Source organism: Caballeronia sp. ATUFL_F1_KS4A, from assembly GCF_023630905.1.
Taxonomy (GTDB): Bacteria; Pseudomonadota; Gammaproteobacteria; order Burkholderiales; family Burkholderiaceae; genus Caballeronia; species Caballeronia zhejiangensis.
This window is the reverse complement of the sequence record NZ_JALQEB010000001.1, coordinates 17016-36314: the sequence shown is the minus strand read 5'-3', so window position 1 is coordinate 36314 and position 19299 is coordinate 17016. Positions and strand designations below refer to the sequence as shown.

The window sequence follows — 19299 nt, the reverse complement described above, 5'->3', positions numbered from 1 at the left end:
GCGAGCGCCCTGCGCGCCGCCTCGGCTTGCAATGGACACCATCACGCTCAAACCGGCGAAGGACAAGTCGCTCGTCCGCCGCCATCCGTGGATTTATGCGAACGCCATCGCGCGCATCGACGGCAATCCCGCGCCGGGCGCGACGGTCGTCATTCGCGCGGCCGACGGACGCTTTCTCGCGCGCGCGTCGTACAGCCCGCAATCGCAGATTCGCGCGCGCGTCTGGACGTTCGATGAAAGCGAGCCCATCGATCACGCGTTCTTCAAGCGCCGCGTGCAGCGCGCGGTCGCGCATCGGCGCACCATGGTCAAGGACACCGGCGCGACGCGACTCATATTCGGCGAAGCGGACGGCTTGCCGGGCCTGATCGTCGATTACTACGTCGCGGATACCGGCGATCACGCACAGCTCGTCTGCCAGTTCATGGCGACGGGCGTCGAGTCATGGAAAGCCGCGATCGTGCAGGCGCTCGTCGATACGACCGGTTGCGCGAACGTCTACGAGCGCTCGGACGTGTCGATCCGCCAGAAGGAAGGTCTCGAACAGACGACCGGCGTGCTCGCCGGCGACGCGCCTCCGGCGACGCTCATCGCGAACGAATGCGGCGTGCGCTATCACGTCGACGTGCGCAATGGCCACAAGACGGGCTTCTACGTCGATCAGCGCGACAACCGCGTGCTCGTTGCGCAGAACGCGCAAGGCCGCGAAGTGCTCAACTGCTTCTGCTACACGGGCGGATTCTCGCTGGCCGCGCTGAAAGGCGGGGCGACGCGCGTGGTCTCCGTCGATTCATCGGGCGAAGCGCTCGCGCTCGCGCGGGAGAACGTGAAGGCCAACGGCTTCGACGCGGAGAAAGCCGAATGGCTCGACGCCGATGCGTTCAAGACGCTGCGCCGTCTCTACGACGAAGGCCGGCGCTTCGACCTGATCGTGCTCGATCCGCCGAAGTTCGCGCCGTCGAAGGAAACCGTCGATCGCGCCGCGCGCGCGTACAAGGACATCAATCTGAGCGGCTTCAAGTTGCTGCGTCCAGGCGGCCTGCTTTTCACGTACTCATGTTCCGGCGCGATCGATACCGACTTGTTCCAGAAGATCGTCGCGAGCGCGGCGGCCGACGCACGCGCCGATGCGCGCATCCTCAAGCGGCTCGGCGCGGGCGTGGATCATCCGTTGCTGACGGCGTTTCCGGAAGGCGAGTATCTGAAAGGGCTGCTGTTGCAAATCGCGTGATCGGCCTCAGTTAAGGGCGATTCGCGAGCGAAGGGCGCACGAAGCGTCGGCTCCGCAAATATGTTCCAATATTCGATTCCGCGCGTTTCCCGAACTTAAAAGGCGACACCATGATTCCCGTAACCATCCTGACCGGCTTTTTGGGCAGCGGCAAAACCACGCTGCTCAAGCGCATCCTGAACGAGAAGCACGGCATGAAGATCGCCGTGATCGAGAACGAGTTCGGCGAAGAGAACATCGACAACGAGATCCTCGTGCAGGAGACGAACGAGCAGATCATCCAGATGAGCAACGGCTGCATCTGCTGCACGATCCGCGGCGACCTCGCGCGCGCGCTCGAAGACCTCGCGAACCGCAAGAAGGCGGGCACGCTCGATTTCGACCGCGTCGTGATCGAAACCACCGGCCTCGCGAATCCGGGTCCGGTCGCGCAGACGTTCTTCATGGACAACACCGTCGCCGACGAATTCCTGCTCGACGCGATCATCACGCTCGTCGACGCGAAGCACGCGAATGCGCAGCTCGACCAGCACGAAGTGGTGCAGCGTCAGGTCGGCTTCGCGGATCGCCTGTTCATCACGAAATCCGATCTCGTTTCCGCCGACGAACTCGAAGCGCTGAAGCATCGCCTGCTGCACATGAACCCGCGCGCGGCGATCAAGGTCGTGAATTTCGGCGACGCAGACATCAAGGAAATTTTCGATCTGCGCGGTTTCAATCTGAACTCGAAGCTCGAGATCGATCCGGATTTCCTCGCGGAAGACGATCACGATCATGACCACGCGCATGACCATGATCACGATCACGATCATTCGACCTGCGGTCACGACCACAGCCACGATCACGAGCACGGGCATCACCATCATCATCACGCGCATCACGACGACAAGATCAAGTCGTTCGTGTATCGCAGCGACAAGCCGTTCGATCCGAACCGCCTCGAAGACTTCCTCGGCGGCATTCTGCAGATTTATGGCGAGCGCCTGTTGCGCTACAAGGGCGTGCTCTATATGAAGGGCGTCGATCGCAAGGTCGTGTTCCAGGGCGTGCATCAGATGATGGGCAGCGATCTCGCCGGCAAGTGGATGCCGATCGAGAAGAAGAACAGCAAGATGGTGTTCATCGGCATCGAACTGCCGAAGGATCTGATCACCGACGGCCTCGACGCCTGCCTGGTGAAGTAATCCGGCATGCATCTCGCTTGGATTGCCGCGAATCACGCGGGGCGACAAAACGGGCACTGACACAGAACGCCGCCGCGAAGGGCTCGCGCGCGGCGTTTTTCATGTCCGACTTTCGGTGCGCGTATGTAGTCGCGCCCACCAAGCGTCATCGCTTTTTGCGCGTTCAGGCGTTATATTTTTGAAATTCCGGCGCAAATCGACAGGGTTTTCCGTAGGTTTAGTTGGAATTTGCGGTTCAGTTACAATACAGCCCCACTGGAGAAGGGCAGTTCCGCTGAATGCGCGTCTTCGAGGCGCTCGGCCAGCGGATCTTGGGAGAAGGGATGTCCCGTCGGGACGATGCCTCGATTTGCCGGGGGAAGGCAAATCAAGTCAAAGCACCGGGGCCGGAAATCCGGGGCCATGCGAATGCGCCCGGTCTTCCGGAGCATCATCCAATATCGGTTTCCAGAGGAGTTCGGCCCCGCATCGACGTGTCGCGTAGCCCCTAGCGTACGGATGCGCTGAATGCGGGTAACGCAAGTGCGGGCGTTGCGAAGACATCGCCCTACATTGAAGAAGCAAGCTGATGACAACGAAACTCTTGACCGAAGCCGAAATCCTGAAGATGAGCGAGAAGGACTACATGAACGAGGATCAACTCGCCTTCTTCAAGAACCGGCTCGAACAGTTGCAAGCGGACATTCTGAAGAATGCCGGCCAGACGACCGAGAACCTGCGGGAAACGGTGATCGTGCCGGACCCGGCGGACCGCGCGACCATCGAGGAAGAACATGCACTGGAACTGCGCACGCGCGATCGCGAACGCAAGCTTCTGAAGAAGGTGCAGCAGTCGCTCGCGCGCATCGAGTCCGGCGATTACGGCTGGTGCGAAGAGACCGGCGAGCCGATCGGCATTCCGCGCCTGCTCGCGCGTCCGACCGCCACGCTGTCGCTCGAAGCGCAGGAACGCCGCGAACTGCGTCAGAAGCTGTTCGGCGACTGAAATCGCTGTCGGCAGGCGAGCGTCGCGGGACCGCCCGCAACGGGGAAGACGCCGCCGCAAAAAAGTTGTGCAGAAGCAGTCGCATCGGCAAAAAGGCATCCAACGAAGGGATGCCTTTTTTGCTTTGTGCCCGGTAAAAACGGCGAGCGCCGATACCGTACGCCTTGATAAATCCGGCGTCGCCCTAAAATGAATCCGACGCGCGCCGCAAAAGCTTCATCGCGGCAAGCGCGAGCGCGGCGCCGTCCGCCTCGGGCCTCACGCCCGACGGAACCCCGCGCCGTGCACTCCATCGAATTCTCGACTGCGCGGCGGACTTTCATCGCCACGCATCGTCTGTTTATCCAAGGAACGCACATGGAACAATTTCACGGCACGACCATCGTCTCCGTGCGCCGCGACGGCAAGGTCGCGCTGGGCGGCGATGGTCAGGTGACGCTCGGCAATATCGTCATGAAAGGGGGCGCGAAGAAAGTGCGCCGCATCTATGGCGGCAAGGTGCTGGTCGGCTTCGCCGGCGGCACGGCCGACGCGTTCTCGCTGCTCGACCGCTTCGAAGCCAAACTCGAGAAGCATCAGGGCAATCTGACGCGCGCCGCCGTCGAACTGGCGAAAGACTGGCGCACCGATCGCATGCTGCGACGCCTCGAAGCCATGCTCATCACCGCCGACAAGGACAACACGCTCGTCATCACCGGCAACGGCGACGTGCTCGATCCGGAGCACGGCATCGCGGCGATCGGCTCGGGCGGCGCCTATGCGCAGGCTGCGGCGCAGGCGCTCATTGAGAACACCGATCTCTCGCCGCGCGACATCGTCGAGAAGGCGCTGACCATCGCCGGCGACATGTGCATCTACACCAACCACAATCGCGTCATCGAGACGATCGAATAAAGGACTTTTGCGATGACCACCATGACTCCCTCCGAAATCGTCTCCGAACTCGACAAGCACATCATCGGCCAGGGGCGCGCGAAGAAGGCGGTTGCCGTCGCGCTGCGCAACCGCTGGCGCCGTCAGCAGGTCGCCGAGCCGCTGCGTCAGGAGATCACGCCGAAGAACATTCTGATGATCGGGCCGACGGGCGTCGGCAAAACCGAAATCGCGCGGCGTCTCGCCAAGCTCGCGGACGCGCCGTTCATCAAGATCGAAGCGACCAAGTTCACCGAAGTGGGCTACGTGGGCCGCGACGTGGACAGCATCGTGCGCGATCTGATCGAGATTTCCGTGAAGCAGACGCGCGAATCCGAGATGAAGAAAGTCCGCACGAAGGCCGAAGATCGCGCGGAAGACCGCATCCTCGACATTCTTCTGCCGACGGCGCGGCCGGTCGGATTCGGCGCCACGAACGCGATCGAGTCGTCGGGCAGCGAAGGCGGCGACAACGCCACGCGTCAGACCTTCCGCAAGCGCCTGCGCGAAGGCGCGCTCGACGACAAGGAAATCGAGCTCGATGTGGAAATGCCGCAAGTCGGCATGGACATCATGGGGCCGCCGGGCATGGAAGACATGACCGAACAGATTCGCTCGATGTTCGCGAACATCGGCGGCGGCAAGAAGACGCGCCGCAAGGTGAAGGTCAAGGAAGCGCTCAAGCTGCTGACCGACGAAGAAGCCAGCAAGATGCTCAACGACGAAGAGGTCAAGAGCAAGGCGGTGCAGAACGTCGAGCAGAACGGCATCGTGTTTCTCGATGAGATCGACAAGATCGCGTCGCGCAGCGAGACGGGCGGCGCCGAAGTCTCGCGCGCGGGCGTGCAGCGCGACCTGCTGCCGCTCGTCGAAGGCACGACCATCAACACGAAGTACGGGATGATCAAGACCGATCACATCCTGTTCATCGCGAGCGGCGCGTTTCATCTCGCCAAACCGAGCGATCTGATTCCCGAACTGCAGGGGCGCTTTCCGATTCGCGTCGAGCTGGATTCGCTGTCCGTCGGCGATTTCGAATCGATCCTGAATTCGACTGATGCGAGTCTCGTCAAGCAGTACAAGGCGCTGCTGGCGACCGAAGGCGTCGAGCTCGACTTTGCGGAAGACGGCATCCGGCGTCTCGCGGAAATCGCGTTTTCGGTGAATGAGAAGACCGAAAATATCGGCGCGCGGCGGCTTTATACGGTGATCGAGAAGCTGCTCGAAGAAGTGTCGTTCGCGGCGGGCAATCATGCCGGCAAGCCTGTGCGAATCGACGCGCCGTATGTGGAACGCGCGCTCGGCGATGTGGCGCAAGACGAGGATTTGTCGCGCTACGTGCTGTAACGGCGGCGGAATCGTCTACGAGAAACCGGGCCACGCGCCCGGTTTTTTTGCGCTGACGTTTCGAACAAGCAAAAACCACGGACGAAAAAAAGCCCGCCTTAGTGGGCGGGCTGAATCCATATCAGGAGGAGACATGGAGGAGACAGTTCCAATCATACACAGCCACTTGATGCGACGCAATAGAAATTTCGGTAAAAACCCCTATGGCGTCCCTTTGTGGTATCTGAGCGTCACTTTTCGGATTTCGCGGACCGATGACAGAGCAAGAATCGGCGCGTAACCTCAGTTGGGCGGCTCTACAGTGGTCACGTACCCAAGAGCCATCGAGGTCGTCATGAAAACCGTCACGAACCCTGTTTTTTCCTCCGATGAAAGCCGCTGGCAAGCCGTCGTCGATCGCGACGAGCGCGCCGACGGTGCCTTCTTCTTCGCCGTTCGCACGACCGGCGTGTTTTGCCGACCGTCGTGCGCGTCGCGTGCGCCGCGTCGCGAGAACGTCGAATTCTTTCCGACGACCGACTCCGCCGAACAAGCCGGATACCGCGCGTGCAAGCGCTGCCAGCCGACGAGCCTGCCGCGCGAACTCGCGATCGTCGAGCGCGCATGCAAGGTGCTCGACGCCGATCCGCAGCAACGCATGACGCTCGCGCAATTGAGCGACGCCGTGCACGTCAGCCCGTTTCACCTGCAGCGCCTGTTTTCGCGAATCGTCGGCATTTCGCCGCGTCAGTATCAGGCGGCGCAGCGTGCCGGCGTGCTGCGCGATGCGTTGCAGCGCGGCCGCGACGTCACACGCGCGACGCACGACGCCGGTTTCGGCTCGCCGTCGCGCATGTACGAGGCCGTGCCCGCGGAACTCGGCATGACGCCGTCCGCGTATAAGCGTCAGGGCGCTGGGCTGACCGTGCGTTACGCGACCGCCGCGACGCCGCTGGGTGCCGTGCTCATCGCCGCGACCGACAAGGGCGTCTGCAAGATCGCATTCGGCGACGACGCGCCCACGCTCGTCGATCAGCTCGCCGCCGATTTCGCGCAGGCCGAACGCGTCGAGGATGCCGCGAAACTGGAGCCGTTCATCGCGCAGATTCGCGCGTATCTGCAAGGCACGCGCGAGCGCTTCGATTTGCCGCTCGACATCGGCGCGACCGCATTTCAACGGCGCGTGTGGGACGCGTTGCGGCGCATCCCGTATGGGCAGACGCGCAGTTACACCGAGATCGCCGAATCGCTCGGCGCGCCGCGCGCGGTGCGGGCGGTGGCGAATGCGTGCGCGTCGAATCCGGTGGCGCTCGCGATTCCGTGTCATCGCGTCATCGGCAAGGATGGCGCGATCGCCGGCTATCGCTGGGGCACGCCGCGCAAGGAAGCGCTGCTCGAAACCGAACGCGCGCGCAACGAAACCAACAAGGTTGCATGAAGCAGGCGCGCTCGCCGTCGACATGACGCGCGAGCGCTTCGATGTCCTCGCGAGCCGCTCCAAGCGGCTCCAAAGCGCACCGCCGCGTATTCCGCGGATCTCCCGCGCATCTCCCGAAAAACCCGCAATCCCTTGCCTGGTCTGGGCCCAAGCACGCCATACACCGAGATGTTAAAGTGCCCGCTACCCTAAAAATACGACCGCGCGCACACGCGCTCGCGCTCCTCGCAGAACGCTTCAATGGCAAACAAGAATCCCGCTCACACCAAGGCCGGCGCTTTCGAGCGCAGGCTTGCCGCGCTCGCGTCCGGTCCGCATGCCGACGCGTTGCGCCAAGGCTTGCGCGGCATCGAAAAAGAAAGCTTGCGCGTGACGCCACAGGGCAAGCTGGCGATGACGCCGCATCCGCGCTCGTTCGGCTCCGCGCTGACGCATCCGCTCATCACGACCGATTACTCCGAGGCGCTCGTCGAGCTCATCACGCCCGCCGAATCGGATGTGGCGATCACGCTCGATCGCCTCGACGCGCTGCATCGCTTCGCGTACGCGCACATGGGCGACGAGTTGCTGTGGAACAATTCGATGCCCAACTCGCTGCCGCCCGAGGACGAGATTCCGTTCGGCTATTACGGCACGTCGAACATCGGCATGTTGAAGACGGTGTACCGGCGCGGCCTCGCGCTGCGCTACGGCCGCACGATGCAATGCATCGCGGGCATCCACTACAACTATTCGCTCGATGAAAACGTATGGCGCGCCTGGCAGGCGCTCGATGCGACGAGCACGCTGTCCGCGAAAGACTTTCAGTCCGAGCGCTACTTCGCGCTGATCCGCAATTTCCGCCGCACGAGCTGGCTCCTGATGTATCTGTTCGGCGCGTCGCCGGCGCTGAACAAGCGCTTCGTCGCCGGCAAGAAGCATCATCTGGAAACGTTCGATGCCGCCACGTTCTATCTGCCGCACGCGACCAGCCTGCGCATGAGCGATCTCGGATACACCAACAATCCCGCGCAGGCCGATCTGCTGCCGAGCTACGACAATCTCGACGCGTATCTCGACGTGCTCGCCAAAGCCGTGAGCCAGCCGTATGCGCCGTATGAAGCCATCGGCACGCAGCGCGACGGCGAATGGGTGCAGATCAACACGAACGTGCTGCAGATCGAAAACGAGTTCTACTCGACGATCCGCCCGAAGCGCGTCACGCATTCGGGCGAACGTCCGCTGCATGCGCTGGCCGAGCGCGGCGTGCAGTACATCGAAGTGCGCTGCCTCGACATCGATCCGTTCGTGCCGACGGGCATCTCGCTCGAAACCGCGCGCTTTCTCGATGCGTATCTGCTCTATTGCGCACTGGAAGACAGCCCGCTGTTGCCGCCCGGCGCGAGCATCGAAGCCAACGCGAATTTCATGACGGTGTCGAAGGAAGGGCGCAAGCCGGGTCTCGCGCTGCAACGCGACGGCGCAAGCGTGCCGATGCAGCAATGGGCCGAAGAACTCTTCGATGCAATCGAACCGGTCGCGAAGACGCTCGACACGCTAAACGGCAACGGCGATCACACGCGCGCGCTGGAAGCGCTGCGGCCGCGCATCGCCGATGCGTCGCTCACGCCGTCCGCGCGCGTGCTGCAAACGATGCGCGACAAGCAGCAAACCTTCGACGAGTTCGCGCTCGATCTCAGCGCGCGTCACGCGGAAGATTTTCGTGCGCGTCCGCTTTCCGTCGCAGAAGAGCGCGTGATGGACGAGCTTGCGGCAAAATCGCTTGTGGAACAGGCGGTCGTCGAAAGCAGCGACACCGAAACGTTCGACGCCTTCGTTGCGGCGTATCACGTCTACAAGCTGAACCCCGCGAACGCGTGAGGCGATTTTTCCGCTGCGGTGTCAGCACGCGGCGGCAATTGTTTCCGGCTTATGCAACAGAGGGAAACGCGTCATCACATCATCCGATTTGAGGGGTCAAAATATGGCCGACTTTTCGACGATCGGGGGAGTAATGAAGAAGAAGTACTTCGCCGCCGCCGCGCTTGGGGCTGCATGGCTCGCCCTTTTTAGCGGCTGCGCCGTGCAGGACCAGGTCAGCAGCACGACGATGGAGCAGGCCACGCAACCGCTCACCTGCATGAGCAAGCCGGAATGCGACGCGTGGTGGGCGCGCGCCCAGGTCTGGGTGACGAACCATTCCGAATACAAGCTGCAGACCGTCACCGATTCGATCATCCAGACGGCGGGGCCGTCGAGCGGCAAGCGCGCGCTCGCGTATCAGATCACCAAGACGCCGACCAACGAAGGCACCGCGACGATCGGTTTCGCCGCGCATTGCGATAATCCGCTCGGCTGCCAGCCGAATCCGTGGCAGGCGGGCGCGGATTTCAAGCAGTTCATCAAGAATGGCCCCGGACTGCGCAAGACCGAAACGCCGCAAGCCACGCAGACCCCGCCTGCACCCGCGCCGAGCGGCGTGCAGGTCAGCCCGCTGGATCAGCCGGTCCCGCTCAATCTGGAGAACCAGCCGGGGCAGTCGGTCACGCCGCTCACGCCTCAGTAGTTCAGTGTCCCATCGAGGCTGACGCGCCCTTCTTCGGCCGCGTCAGCCAGACCATCGCGGCCAGCACGAGAAACGCATAGAACGAAATGCGGAAGAAGTCGTTGGTCGACATCATGTACGCCTGCGCCGACACCACGCGATCCAGTTGCGCGGTCAGCGCCTGTCCCGACAAGCCGAGTCCCGACAGCAGGTCCGAATACGCGTTCGTGCCCGCCGAATAAGGCGTGACCGATTCGGTCAGACGCGCGTGATGGCGGATCATGTCGTTTTCCCAGAACGTCGTGCTGACCGCCGTGCCGATCGCGCCCGACAGCGTGCGCAGGAAGTTCGACAGGCCCGCGGCGCCCGCGAGCCGTTCGTCGGAGACGCTGGAGAGCGTGATCGTCGTCATCGGCACGAAGAAGCACGCGACGCCGATGCCCTGAATCAAGCGCGGATAGATGATCTGGTCGAACGGCGTATCGAGCGTGAAGGTCGAGTTCCAGTGCGACACGAACGCGAACGTGAGGAACGCGAAGCTCGCGACCACGCGCAAATTCAGCCGATGCATGTTCTGCCCGATGATCGGCGACAGCACCAGCGCGAGAATCCCGACCGGCGCGGTGGCGAGACCCGCGAGCCACGGCGTGTAGCCGAGCACGGTCTGCAACCACAACGGCAACACGACGACCGAGCCGAAGAACGCGAGAAAGCCGAGCGACGTGATGAGCACGCCCATCGCAAAGTTGCGGTCGCGAAAGAGCGAAAGGTCGATCACCGGTTCCTTCTCGGTCAACTCCCACGCGAACATGAACGCGAGCGAGACCGCCGACACGATCGCCAGCGTCACGATGAAGTTCGAGTTGAACCAGTCGTGGTCCTTGCCGAGGTCGAGCATCATCTGCAGGCTCGCGACGCCGATCACGAGCAGCGCCAATCCGACACCGTCGATGCGCTGCTGCGTCGTCTTCGTCTCGTGGCCGCGCAGCAGGAAGTACGCGATCGCCGCCGAGAACACGCCGATCGGCACGTTGATATAGAAGATCCACGGCCAGGTGTAGTTGTCGGTGATATAGCCGCCCATCACCGGGCCGAAGATCGGCGCGACGATCACGGTCATCGCCCAGAGACCGAGCGCGAGGCCGCGCTTTTCGGGCGGATAGCTGCGCATGAGGATGGTTTGCGACAGCGGGACCATCGGGCCGGAGACGAGGCCTTGCAGCAGCCGGAACGCGATCAGCGATTCGAAGTTGTGAGCCAGCCCGCACAGCGCCGACGCGATCGAAAACAGCAGCACGGAAATCGTGAAGAGCTTCACCTCGCCGACGCGCCGCGCGAGCCAGCCGGTCAACGGCACCGCAATCGCCGAAGCGACCGAGTACGACGAAATGACCCACGTGCCTTCGCTCGTCGCGACGCCGAGGCTGCCCGAAATGGTCGGCACGGCGACGTTCGCAATCGACGTGTCGAGCACTTCCATGAAGGTGCCGAGCGCGAGGCCCATCGTCAAAAGGGCGAGGATGCCGCCCGTGAGCGGCACGGGCGTGGGCGGCGTGGCGGGCGTGCCCGCAGTGGATGTGGACATCGAAGGTTTCTCCGGCGCGCGGCGCTCGAAACGCGCATCGCACGCAAACTATTTCTTGTCGCGGCATTCTCTGCTCAGACAGTGAAATCGGCGCAGAAATGCAGGTTAATTCCGATGAATCAGGGCAAGTCGTCGTCGAGCATGCATGGCGCGCAGTCGCCCATCGGCGTATTGCCGACGATGCGCGCGAGCATCGCGATCAGCAGATCCAGCTCGGCGCGGGTAAAGCCGTGCAACTGCTCGTTGAGCACGGCCGCGCCGATCACCGGCAAACGCGCCGCCGCGTCACGTCCGCGCTCCGTCAGACTGAGTTCGACGATTCGCCGGTCCACTTCGCTACGCGCGCGGCTGACGAAACCCTTCTTCTCGAGCCGGTCGAGCATGCGCGTCATCGAGCCGCTGTCGTACGACAGCTCGCGCGACAGTTCCAGCGGCGTGCGCGCCCGCCCCGACGCGAGCAGCAGAATCACGCCGATCTGCGGCGACGTGAGTTCGAGCGGCTTCAACGCCTGATCCGTTCGCATGACGAGCACGTTGCGCGCCTTCGCGAGGTAGTAGCCGAGGCTCGTTTCGAGCTGGATCGTCGCGGGATCGTAAAGCGGTTCGCCGTTATGCGACATCGGTCAAACCGCGGATGCAAAAGTGTGACACTGCGCCGCGTCTCCTAAAGGCAACAATTGCGAAAAGCAATCAGCAGTATCTTGAAAAGTAGTTGCACAGTCAATATTATTCTATGCAACGAGTTACGCGCTTCATGCGCCGCCCGAGACCATGTTCTGACCGCCCGCCGTCGCTCGCCGACGCCCGAAGGACCTTTCGATGACCCGCTTTGTCCGTACCGCCCGCCGACGCTTCGGCCCCATCAGCAGCAAGATCGCCGACGCCTCCCGTCACTTCGTCCCGCCGAAGCTGAGTTCGTGGAAACTCGCGTTGTATCTGATCGTGTTCCTGCTGCCGGGCGGATCGTTCGTCGTCTTGGGCATGGGATGGTTCGAGAACCGTCAGCGTCGTAAGGCGGCGGCCGCGCCCGCGAAAGCGCCGGCGCGACCGTTGCTCTCGGCGCCCTGCTCGCCGTGTCCCGGTAGCGGACGATAATCGTCACCGTAACGCGTCGTAACCGATTCCACCCGCTGCGTAACACCCGCCTTACGGCGAACCCGTTACGCTAACGTCTGCCTGACGCGCGCGCCGCACGAGCGCCCGTCGCGTTCCGTTACCATTTCGGCTTGCCGCGTCCGTCATATCGAACGGCGCGGCGCCGACAGGAATTCCGACAAGCAGATGCCGTATCGCCCCGCCTTTCCCGCTTCCGCCGCCGCGCGCCTGACCACGACGGCGCTCGCCGCCATGCTCGCGATGTTCATCGCCGGCTGTGCTGTCGGGCCCGATTATCAGCGCCCGACGACGGCGGTCCCGGCCAGCTACAAGGAAGCGCCCGAAGGCTGGAAAGTCGCCCAGCCCGCCGACCAGGCCGATCGCGGCGCATGGTGGAGCATCTATCGCGACGAGCGCCTCGACGATCTCGAAGCGCACCTGAATCAATCGAACCAGACCATCGCGCAATACGCGGCCGCGTATCGTCAGGCACGCGCGCTCGTCGGCGAGGCGCGCGCGGCGTATTTCCCGACGATCGGCGCATCGGCTTCGGCGGCGCGTTCGGGAACGGGCGCGGGCAACCGGTCGACCAGCAGCTCCAGCCTCGGGCAGACGGGTGCCGTCACCAACCAGTTCAGCCTTGCGCTCGACGCATCGTGGGAACCGGATCTGTGGGGCAGCGTGTCGCGCACGGTCTCCGCGCAAAAGGCCGGCCAGGAAGGCGCCGCCGCCGATCTCGCCAACGCGCGGCTGTCCGCGCAGGCCACGCTCGCGCAAACCTATTTCCAGTTGCGCTCGCTCGACGCGCAGCAAAGACTCCTCGACGACACCGTCGCGGCCTACGAGCAATCGCTCAAGCTCACGCAGAATCAGTACGCGCAGGGCATCGTCGCGCGTTCGGACGTGATTCAGGCGCAGACGCAGTTGCAGTCGGCGCAGGCATCGGCCATCGATAACGGCGTCGCGCGCGCGCAGTACGAACATGCGATCGCGGTGCTCGTCGGCGAGGCCGCTTCCACGTTTTCGATTCCGCCGATTCCGCTCGACGCCACGCCGCCGACCGTTCCCGTGCAGATGCCATCCGCGATTCTCGAGCGCCGGCCCGACATCGCGTCGGCGGAACGCAAGGCCGCGGCGGCGAACGAGCAGATCGGCATCGAAATGGCCGCGTACTTCCCGACGCTCACGCTCTCCGCGCAAGGCGGCTTCGAAAGCTCGGTGCTGTCGCAATTGCTGCGCGCGCCGTCGCGCTTCTGGACGCTCGGGCCGGACATCGCCGCGACCATTTTCGACGGCGGCCTGCGCTCCGCACGCACCGAAGCCGCGCGCGCGACTTACGACCAGAACGTCGCGACGTATCGGCAGACGGTGCTGACCGCGTTCCAGGACGTCGAAGACAATCTCGCGTCGCTGCGCATTCTGGAGAAGGAAATCGTCGTGCAGCAGCAGGCCGTGGAATCGGCGCAGCAGGCGCTCGCGATCATCAACAATCAGTACAAGGCGGGAACGGTCGCGTTCATCAGCGTGCTGACCGCGCAGACGACTGCATTCACCGCGCAGCAGAAGCTCGCGAACATCGCGGGACAGCGGATGGTGTCGTCGGTCGGACTGGTGAAGGCGCTCGGCGGCGGCTGGGATGTCGGGCAGATGGATCGCGAAACGGGCGCGGTTCAAGCGCCCGCGCCCGCGTCGAGTCCGGCGCAAACCGCCAGCCGCTGATCAACGCATGAAGGTCAGGGCGACCGTGTCCGGATCGGTGTGACGGCCGAGCAGGTTGAGCAGACCCGCGAGGTTTTCCCGCTGATCCGGCGCGGCCGTCGCCGTGCCTTGGAACGACGTCGATTCCGGTGAGATCGCGCCGTTGCCGGTGAGCATCAGCGGACCTTTGCTCGTCGAAAGATCGATGGTCGCGGACGCGCCCTGCGCCTGCAACGCGACGCGATACGAACCGAGCGGCTTCACGCGCGAGACGCGCGAAGCCATGTCATCGAGCGTGACGACCACTTGCCCGTACGCATTGCGGTTCAGCAGGCGGAACTCCGTCCACGAGAGCCGCACGCTGCCGTCGAAATCGAGCGTATTGAACGGCGCGCCGAGGCCCGAGAGCAACGTCGCGGGCACGGCGATCTGGCCGGCGGTGATGACCGCGCCGCGCGTGGTGGCGTCGACGATCACGGCATCGGGCATCGCTTCGGTCTGACGCATGGTCATGTGAACGCGGCCGGTGAAGAGCGGCAGAAACGCCGTCGTCCATTCGATGCGCCCCGGCAAGAGCGTCGCGCCCGCGCCGTCGCTGCCCGCGGCGAGCATCAGCGTGGCCGAGCCGCTCCACAGCGAGCCCGCCGGATCGACCAGATTCACATGGCCGCCCGTTGCCTTCGAGAACTGCGGCACGATCCACGCGGCGGGCATCATCGCGAGCAGCGTGCCGGCGACCGAAATCACGATCACGAAAAGCGCCGGCAACGCGAGCCGGATTCGTCGCGTCCAGTAACTCATTTCGTGCCGGCCGGTTGCAGCGATGCCGTCAGATCGACCTGGCCATCCGGCTTCAGCGCCGTGACGTGCGCCTCCGAGACCTGCACCTTGAACTGCTTGCGGGCGTCGTCGAGCCACGCCGTCCAGTTCGGAAACGACGCGTTCTTCAACTGAATCTGCACCGCCGCGCCGATCACCTGAACCTGCGTCGGCTGCATGCCGTTGTCGGCGAGCGACTTCGCGAGCGCATCGCGCAGCGCGGCGCCGGTCGGCATCACGCCTTCGGCGGCGGGCGCGAGCGAGCGCGCGTCGTTGGCCTGCGCGGTCATCGTCGCGAGCTGGCGCTGCATCGTCGGCAGCGATTCGCGCAGCCGCGCGCGGCCTTCATAGGCGGGCGCCCACAGCACGAGATAGACGAGCGCGAGCCCGACCGCGATGCCGCCCCACATGAGAATGGTCTTCTCGCGCGGCGTGCGCGCTTCCCAGAATTCCGACAGGGAACGTCCGATTTCCGCTTTCATTGGCCGCTCCTGATCGTCCATTTGCCTGTGTTCGTATCGATCGATCCGTTCAGGCCGTTCGCGGCAAGGCGCTTCGAAAGATCGGGATCGACCTTCGTCTCCGGCTTGAAGGTCACTTCCAGCCGACGCTCGCGATAATCGAGCCCCGCGACGCCGTTCACCGGCACCGGACCGAGCGAGCGCGCGAGGCCGTCGGCGAGCGACAGGAAATCCGACGGCGACAGCTCGCCCGATGCCACGCGCAGACGATCGAGATTGCGCGTCATCTGGTCGGGCGCATCGAGCACGGTCGTCGTCTTCGGGAAGGCGTTGAGCAGGAGCTCGGTTTCCTGCGCGCTGATCGCGTCGCGCTGACGCGCAAGCTGCAGCCATTGCACGTTGATGCCGATGATCGACACGACCACCGACGCCGCCACGAGCGCGATCGGCACGCGCAGACGCCGGATCGTCGCGCGGTCGAGCCGCCACGGTTGCGCGGCGAATTCGAACTGGCACAGGTCGAAGCGGCACGCGAGCGCGTTGCGCGCGAGCGCCTCGAACGTGATCGGATGCGCGCCGGCGATGGCCGCCGCAGCATTGCGCGAACCGGACAGGCGCGGTTCGTCGCCGGGCAGATCGGCGAGCGAATAAAGCGTCACGGGTTGATCGCCGGCGAGCGCGGCGAGCGTTGCCTCGATCGAATCGGCGGGCAGCGCGAGTCCTTCGCCGAGCGCCGCGCGTTCGCCGCGCGCAATCGCCACCTCGATGCGCGGCGCGCCGAGCGCGGCGGGCGAGGGCGCGGCCATTTCGCCGATCAGCGCGGGCGCGGTCGACACGACATGACCGAGCAGCCCCGCTATAAACGGCTGCGGCGGCGCTTCGATCTCTTCGGCTTCGCCGGTTTCATCGAATGGCACGGCGGCCGGAACCGGCAGGCAGCGCATCGCGGGCACGGCCTTCAGATTGCGATGCCCCGCGCCCGAAAACGCGCCGACCACGAAGCGGAACCAGCCGCGATCGATCACGCCGACGACGCGCTTGCCATCGGCGAGGGCGACCGGATCGACGGCGATGTGGCACGTCTGCGGATCCTGGATCAGCTGATCCTCGACGACGTTCGGCAGCGCCTGCCGCAAGCGCGGCCCCTTGAGTGGCGGCACGGCAGCGGCGAGCAGAAGCGTGTCGCGCGCAGCGACGATCAGCACGGTCGCACTCGCGCGCGGCAACAGCCCGATCGCCGCGCGGCCGATGCGTTGCGGCTCGCCGCGCTTGTCGAGCAGCAGAAACGGCAGATCCGGCAGATGCCACTCTTCCGAGCGCACCGCGGGATCGCGCGGCGGTAACAAAACGATCAGTGTGCTCAAAGGCCACTTCCTCTCATCAATAACAGCGCATCGGTTCTACAGCGAATCACGCGTGTAGACGATGCGCGTCGTATGCGTCGTCGGATCGCGATACACGAGCGTCGTGCGCTCCAGTTGCGCGCGCTCGTGTTCGACGCGCCCGTGGATCACGAAATACTTCGTCGTGACGTCCATCTCGTTCGAATCGATCGAGACCGTCTTGACGCCCGCGCCGGTCAGCGCGAGTTGCACGTTGCCGATGTCGTGAAAGAACACCGTCTCGCGGCGCGCGACGAACGCTTGTCCCTGCGACAGATTCATGCCCGGGATCAGCGCGGCGATCACTTCGGCGGGCGCGGTGTTCATGTTCACGGCGGTCGTCGTCGGCAGCACGGTGACGAACGGCCTCAGCTTCGCGACCGCTTCCGCGGAAAAACCCGGCACGTCGAGCAGCGAATCGACGGTGATCATCTGCAAGGGCGCGACCGGCGCGTTGCTGTCCGCGTCCTTCAGGCCGGGATCGTCGGTGAAATTGCCGCCGCCGGCCGCGCCGCCGCCCTGCGCGATCGCCGCGAGCGTCGTCGATTCGTTGTTCTGGCCGCTCGCCGTGGTCGCGCTGTTGCCCGTTTGCGTCTGGAAGCGCGTTGCGGAGCGCGCGAGGCCGGCGCGCATCTGCAGCGCGACCGTCTTCGCGAGCGAACCGTTGATGCCGAGCATCGTCAGCAGCCGCTGAAACGCCTGAATCTGCGCGACGTTGATCGTCAGCACGCCGGGCGTCGGCGTCGACACCAGATTGCGCAGGTTGAATTTCGCCTGCGCGTCCTCGATCGAGCCGGACAGATACGTCGACGCGCCTTGCTGCGCGCGCACTTCACCGATCTGCCCGAGAAAATCCGACAGCTTCGTCCGCGCGATCGGCACGCCCCACACGCCGCCGAGATACGTGACCGTCGGCGAAGTATCGGCTTCCGAGCGCAGGATGAGACGCGTCCAGTCGAGCGCGCTGCGCGAAATCCATTGCGCCTGCGCGAGCAGCCGCTGATTCTCGATGCGCCGAATCTGCACCTGCTGACGCCACAGCATGCCCGAGACGAGAATCGCCGTGAGCGATACGACGAGCAGCGCGCTGATGATCGCGACGCCGCGCTGCTTCTTCCGGTTCGGAGCGCGCATGTTCATTCTCCGACCAGAAAGACGCGCGTGATCGGCGTCGCCAGCGTGCGCGCGCCGACCGCGACCTGAACGCCCGACACGGCGCGCGCCAGCGGCGCGTTGCCCAGTTGCGGCACTTTCAGGTTGTTGTCGTTCTGGTTGATCTGCGCGAACACGTCGCCCATGCGCGTCGTCCAGCCTTTTTCCGGAATGTAGACGCGCGTCGCGAGCGACGCCACGCCGCCCATCAGCGGAATCGATGTCCAGCCGTCGCCCGAATCGCCCGACTGCAACGCGCGCCGCACTTCGCCGACATTCGACAGCGGCGGCGATGCATAGCGCACGATCCGCCCATTCGACAGCCTGTAGCGCACCACTTGCAGACGCGGCGCCGTACCGGGCGCGAAAACGCCGCGCACGATCTGCAGCGAGCCATTGCCGATCTGCACGGCGGGCTGGCCGGCTTCGTCGTCGGTTGCGGCCTGGCGCGCGTCGATACGCATCTGGTCGAACAATTGCGCGACGATGCGCTCGTCCTGCATCGCGTTCTCGATGGTCGCGCGGCCGCGAATCACCGAATCGAGCCCGCGCCACGACAGCACCGCGAGCACCGCGAGAATCGCGATGGCGATCAGCATTTCCAGCAGCGTGAAACCGCGCTGACTGGTGCGGCGGTCAGAGCGAGCGGTTCGTTTCATTCGCCACCACCGTGACCATTTGCGCCAGATAGCCGGAGCGGCCCGGCGTCGTGACCAGCATCTCGACGCGCCGGAAAATCGGATTGGGCGTCTGGCTCACGCGCTGCGTGCACGAGAGTTTCAGATTGCCCTGCGAGCAGTCGAACGTGCGCGAGCCGATCGCCGGAAACTGATGCGAGAGCCTGAGCTGCGCGAGTTCGTTGTCCGCGCTCCAGCCCGCGAGCAGCCGCCGATGAAGCTCCGCTTCGCCCGTCGCGAGCGAGCCGACCGCGCGCACCGAGGCGGCGAGCGCCACCGCGATGATCGCCAGCGCGACGAGCACTTCGATCATCGTGAAGCCGCGTTGATGACGACGCTGGCGCATCACTGCACCTGATAGCGGCCGTTGCCGCTGCCGACGATCGTCACGCGGCCTACCGCCGAGAACAAGGTGATTTCCATGGGCGAGTCGATGGCCTCCGTGCCGAACACGAGCCGGCCCGCCGTTTTGTCCGAATCGAGGAACTGGATGGATACGCCGGTCACGCCGCCTTCCCAGCGCCGCTGACGCAGGAGTTCGTCGCGCAACGGACGCCAGCCGTCCTCGGTGCGGATGTCGAAGCGATACCCGCCGTCGATGGGCTGCCACGCGATCGGCCGCGCGCGCACCTGCGCTTCGTCGCCCGCCGATTCGAACAGCAGCGCGAGACGCTGCGCTTCTTCCTTCAGATCGGTGCGCGGGTTGCGCGTGAGTTGCAGCGACGCGAGCGACACGAGCAGGCCCGCGATCACCAGCACGACGAGCATTTCGAGCAGCGTGAAGCCTGCCTGACGCCGCGCCGCCGAATGCCCGTTCACGATTCAAGCCG

At 64.5% G+C, this 19299-nt stretch carries 19 protein-coding genes; 10 read left to right on the top strand and 9 right to left on the bottom strand.

Annotated features, from left to right (window positions below; translation table 11 throughout):
* The first annotated feature begins 31 nt into the window (after positions 1-31).
* The 8 genes from NCS03_RS00165 to NCS03_RS00130 all read left to right on the top strand — a co-directional run bounded on the left by NCS03_RS00165 (position 32) and on the right by NCS03_RS00130 (position 9621).
* Positions 32-1231, top strand: a complete 1200-nt coding sequence (locus NCS03_RS00165) for a class I SAM-dependent rRNA methyltransferase (protein ID WP_250528606.1) — start codon at positions 32-34, stop codon at positions 1229-1231.
* 110 nt (positions 1232-1341) lie between these two features.
* A complete protein-coding gene (locus NCS03_RS00160; protein WP_008352364.1) occupies positions 1342-2415 on the top strand; it encodes a CobW family GTP-binding protein in 1074 nt (357 codons plus the stop codon).
* Between the two features lie 568 nt (positions 2416-2983).
* The gene (dksA, locus tag NCS03_RS00155) at positions 2984-3400 is read left to right on the top strand and encodes an RNA polymerase-binding protein DksA (RefSeq protein WP_008352366.1); all 417 of its coding nucleotides are present in this window, start codon (positions 2984-2986) and stop codon (positions 3398-3400) included.
* Between the two features lie 357 nt (positions 3401-3757).
* Complete coding sequence (hslV, locus tag NCS03_RS00150) at positions 3758-4294, top strand: ATP-dependent protease subunit HslV (RefSeq protein WP_008352368.1); 537 nt, start codon at positions 3758-3760, stop codon at positions 4292-4294.
* A gap of 12 nt (positions 4295-4306) precedes the next feature.
* Complete coding sequence (gene hslU / locus NCS03_RS00145; RefSeq protein ID WP_008352370.1) at positions 4307-5659, top strand: ATP-dependent protease ATPase subunit HslU; 1353 nt, start codon at positions 4307-4309, stop codon at positions 5657-5659.
* A 334-nt stretch (positions 5660-5993) separates the two neighbouring features.
* Positions 5994-7076 carry a bifunctional DNA-binding transcriptional regulator/O6-methylguanine-DNA methyltransferase Ada gene (gene ada, locus NCS03_RS00140; protein WP_250528605.1) on the top strand — a complete coding sequence of 361 codons (1083 nt, stop codon included), beginning with the start codon at positions 5994-5996 and terminating at the stop codon, positions 7074-7076.
* Positions 7077-7316: 240 nt separating this feature from the next.
* Entirely contained in the window at positions 7317-8936 is a 1620-nt protein-coding gene (gshA, locus tag NCS03_RS00135) for a glutamate--cysteine ligase (RefSeq protein WP_250528604.1), read from the top strand.
* A gap of 133 nt (positions 8937-9069) precedes the next feature.
* The gene (locus tag NCS03_RS00130) at positions 9070-9621 is read left to right on the top strand and encodes a hypothetical protein (protein WP_008352375.1); all 552 of its coding nucleotides are present in this window, start codon (positions 9070-9072) and stop codon (positions 9619-9621) included.
* Between the two features lies 1 nt (position 9622).
* Here NCS03_RS00130 and NCS03_RS00125 read toward each other — a convergent pair whose 3' ends face one another.
* Complete coding sequence (locus NCS03_RS00125; protein WP_033536461.1) at positions 9623-11185, bottom strand: DHA2 family efflux MFS transporter permease subunit; 1563 nt, start codon at positions 11183-11185, stop codon at positions 9623-9625.
* A 119-nt stretch (positions 11186-11304) separates the two neighbouring features.
* Entirely contained in the window at positions 11305-11805 is a 501-nt protein-coding gene (locus NCS03_RS00120) for a MarR family winged helix-turn-helix transcriptional regulator (protein ID WP_250528603.1), read from the bottom strand.
* Between the two features lie 199 nt (positions 11806-12004).
* Between NCS03_RS00120 and NCS03_RS00115 the strand changes: the two genes are divergently transcribed.
* Together NCS03_RS00115 and NCS03_RS00110 are read left to right on the top strand one after the other, a co-directional pair.
* Entirely contained in the window at positions 12005-12280 is a 276-nt protein-coding gene (locus NCS03_RS00115; protein WP_008352380.1) for a hypothetical protein, read from the top strand.
* Positions 12281-12466: 186 nt separating this feature from the next.
* Entirely contained in the window at positions 12467-13999 is a 1533-nt protein-coding gene (locus NCS03_RS00110) for an efflux transporter outer membrane subunit (RefSeq protein ID WP_250528602.1), read from the top strand.
* Here the strand turns inward: NCS03_RS00110 and NCS03_RS00105 are convergent, their stop codons facing one another.
* The 7 genes from NCS03_RS00105 to NCS03_RS00075 are packed head-to-tail and all read right to left on the bottom strand — an operon-like array spanning position 14000 to position 19288.
* Positions 14000-14779 carry a type II secretion system protein N gene (locus NCS03_RS00105; protein ID WP_008352383.1) on the bottom strand — a complete coding sequence of 260 codons (780 nt, stop codon included), beginning with the start codon at positions 14777-14779 and terminating at the stop codon, positions 14000-14002.
* Positions 14776-15279, bottom strand: coding sequence for a type II secretion system protein M (locus NCS03_RS00100; RefSeq protein WP_008352384.1), 504 nt, complete (start codon positions 15277-15279; stop codon positions 14776-14778). Before NCS03_RS00100 ends, NCS03_RS00105 begins: the two co-directional genes overlap by 4 nt.
* Complete coding sequence (gene gspL / locus NCS03_RS00095) at positions 15276-16622, bottom strand: type II secretion system protein GspL (protein ID WP_250528601.1); 1347 nt, start codon at positions 16620-16622, stop codon at positions 15276-15278. The genes NCS03_RS00100 and gspL overlap by 4 nt, the downstream gene beginning before the upstream one ends.
* A 36-nt stretch (positions 16623-16658) precedes the next feature.
* Positions 16659-17780 (bottom strand): type II secretion system minor pseudopilin GspK, encoded by a 1122-nt coding sequence (gene gspK / locus NCS03_RS00090; RefSeq protein WP_250435367.1) that lies wholly within the window; start codon positions 17778-17780, stop codon positions 16659-16661.
* Positions 17777-18451 carry a PulJ/GspJ family protein gene (locus NCS03_RS00085; protein WP_239294371.1) on the bottom strand — a complete coding sequence of 225 codons (675 nt, stop codon included), beginning with the start codon at positions 18449-18451 and terminating at the stop codon, positions 17777-17779. The genes gspK and NCS03_RS00085 overlap by 4 nt, the downstream gene beginning before the upstream one ends.
* A complete protein-coding gene (gene gspI / locus NCS03_RS00080) occupies positions 18429-18815 on the bottom strand; it encodes a type II secretion system minor pseudopilin GspI (RefSeq protein WP_008352388.1) in 387 nt (128 codons plus the stop codon). Before gspI ends, NCS03_RS00085 begins: the two co-directional genes overlap by 23 nt.
* Positions 18815-19288, bottom strand: a complete 474-nt coding sequence (locus NCS03_RS00075) for a GspH/FimT family pseudopilin (RefSeq protein ID WP_008352389.1) — start codon at positions 19286-19288, stop codon at positions 18815-18817. The genes gspI and NCS03_RS00075 overlap by 1 nt, the downstream gene beginning before the upstream one ends.
* Between the last annotated feature and the right edge of the window lie 11 nt (positions 19289-19299).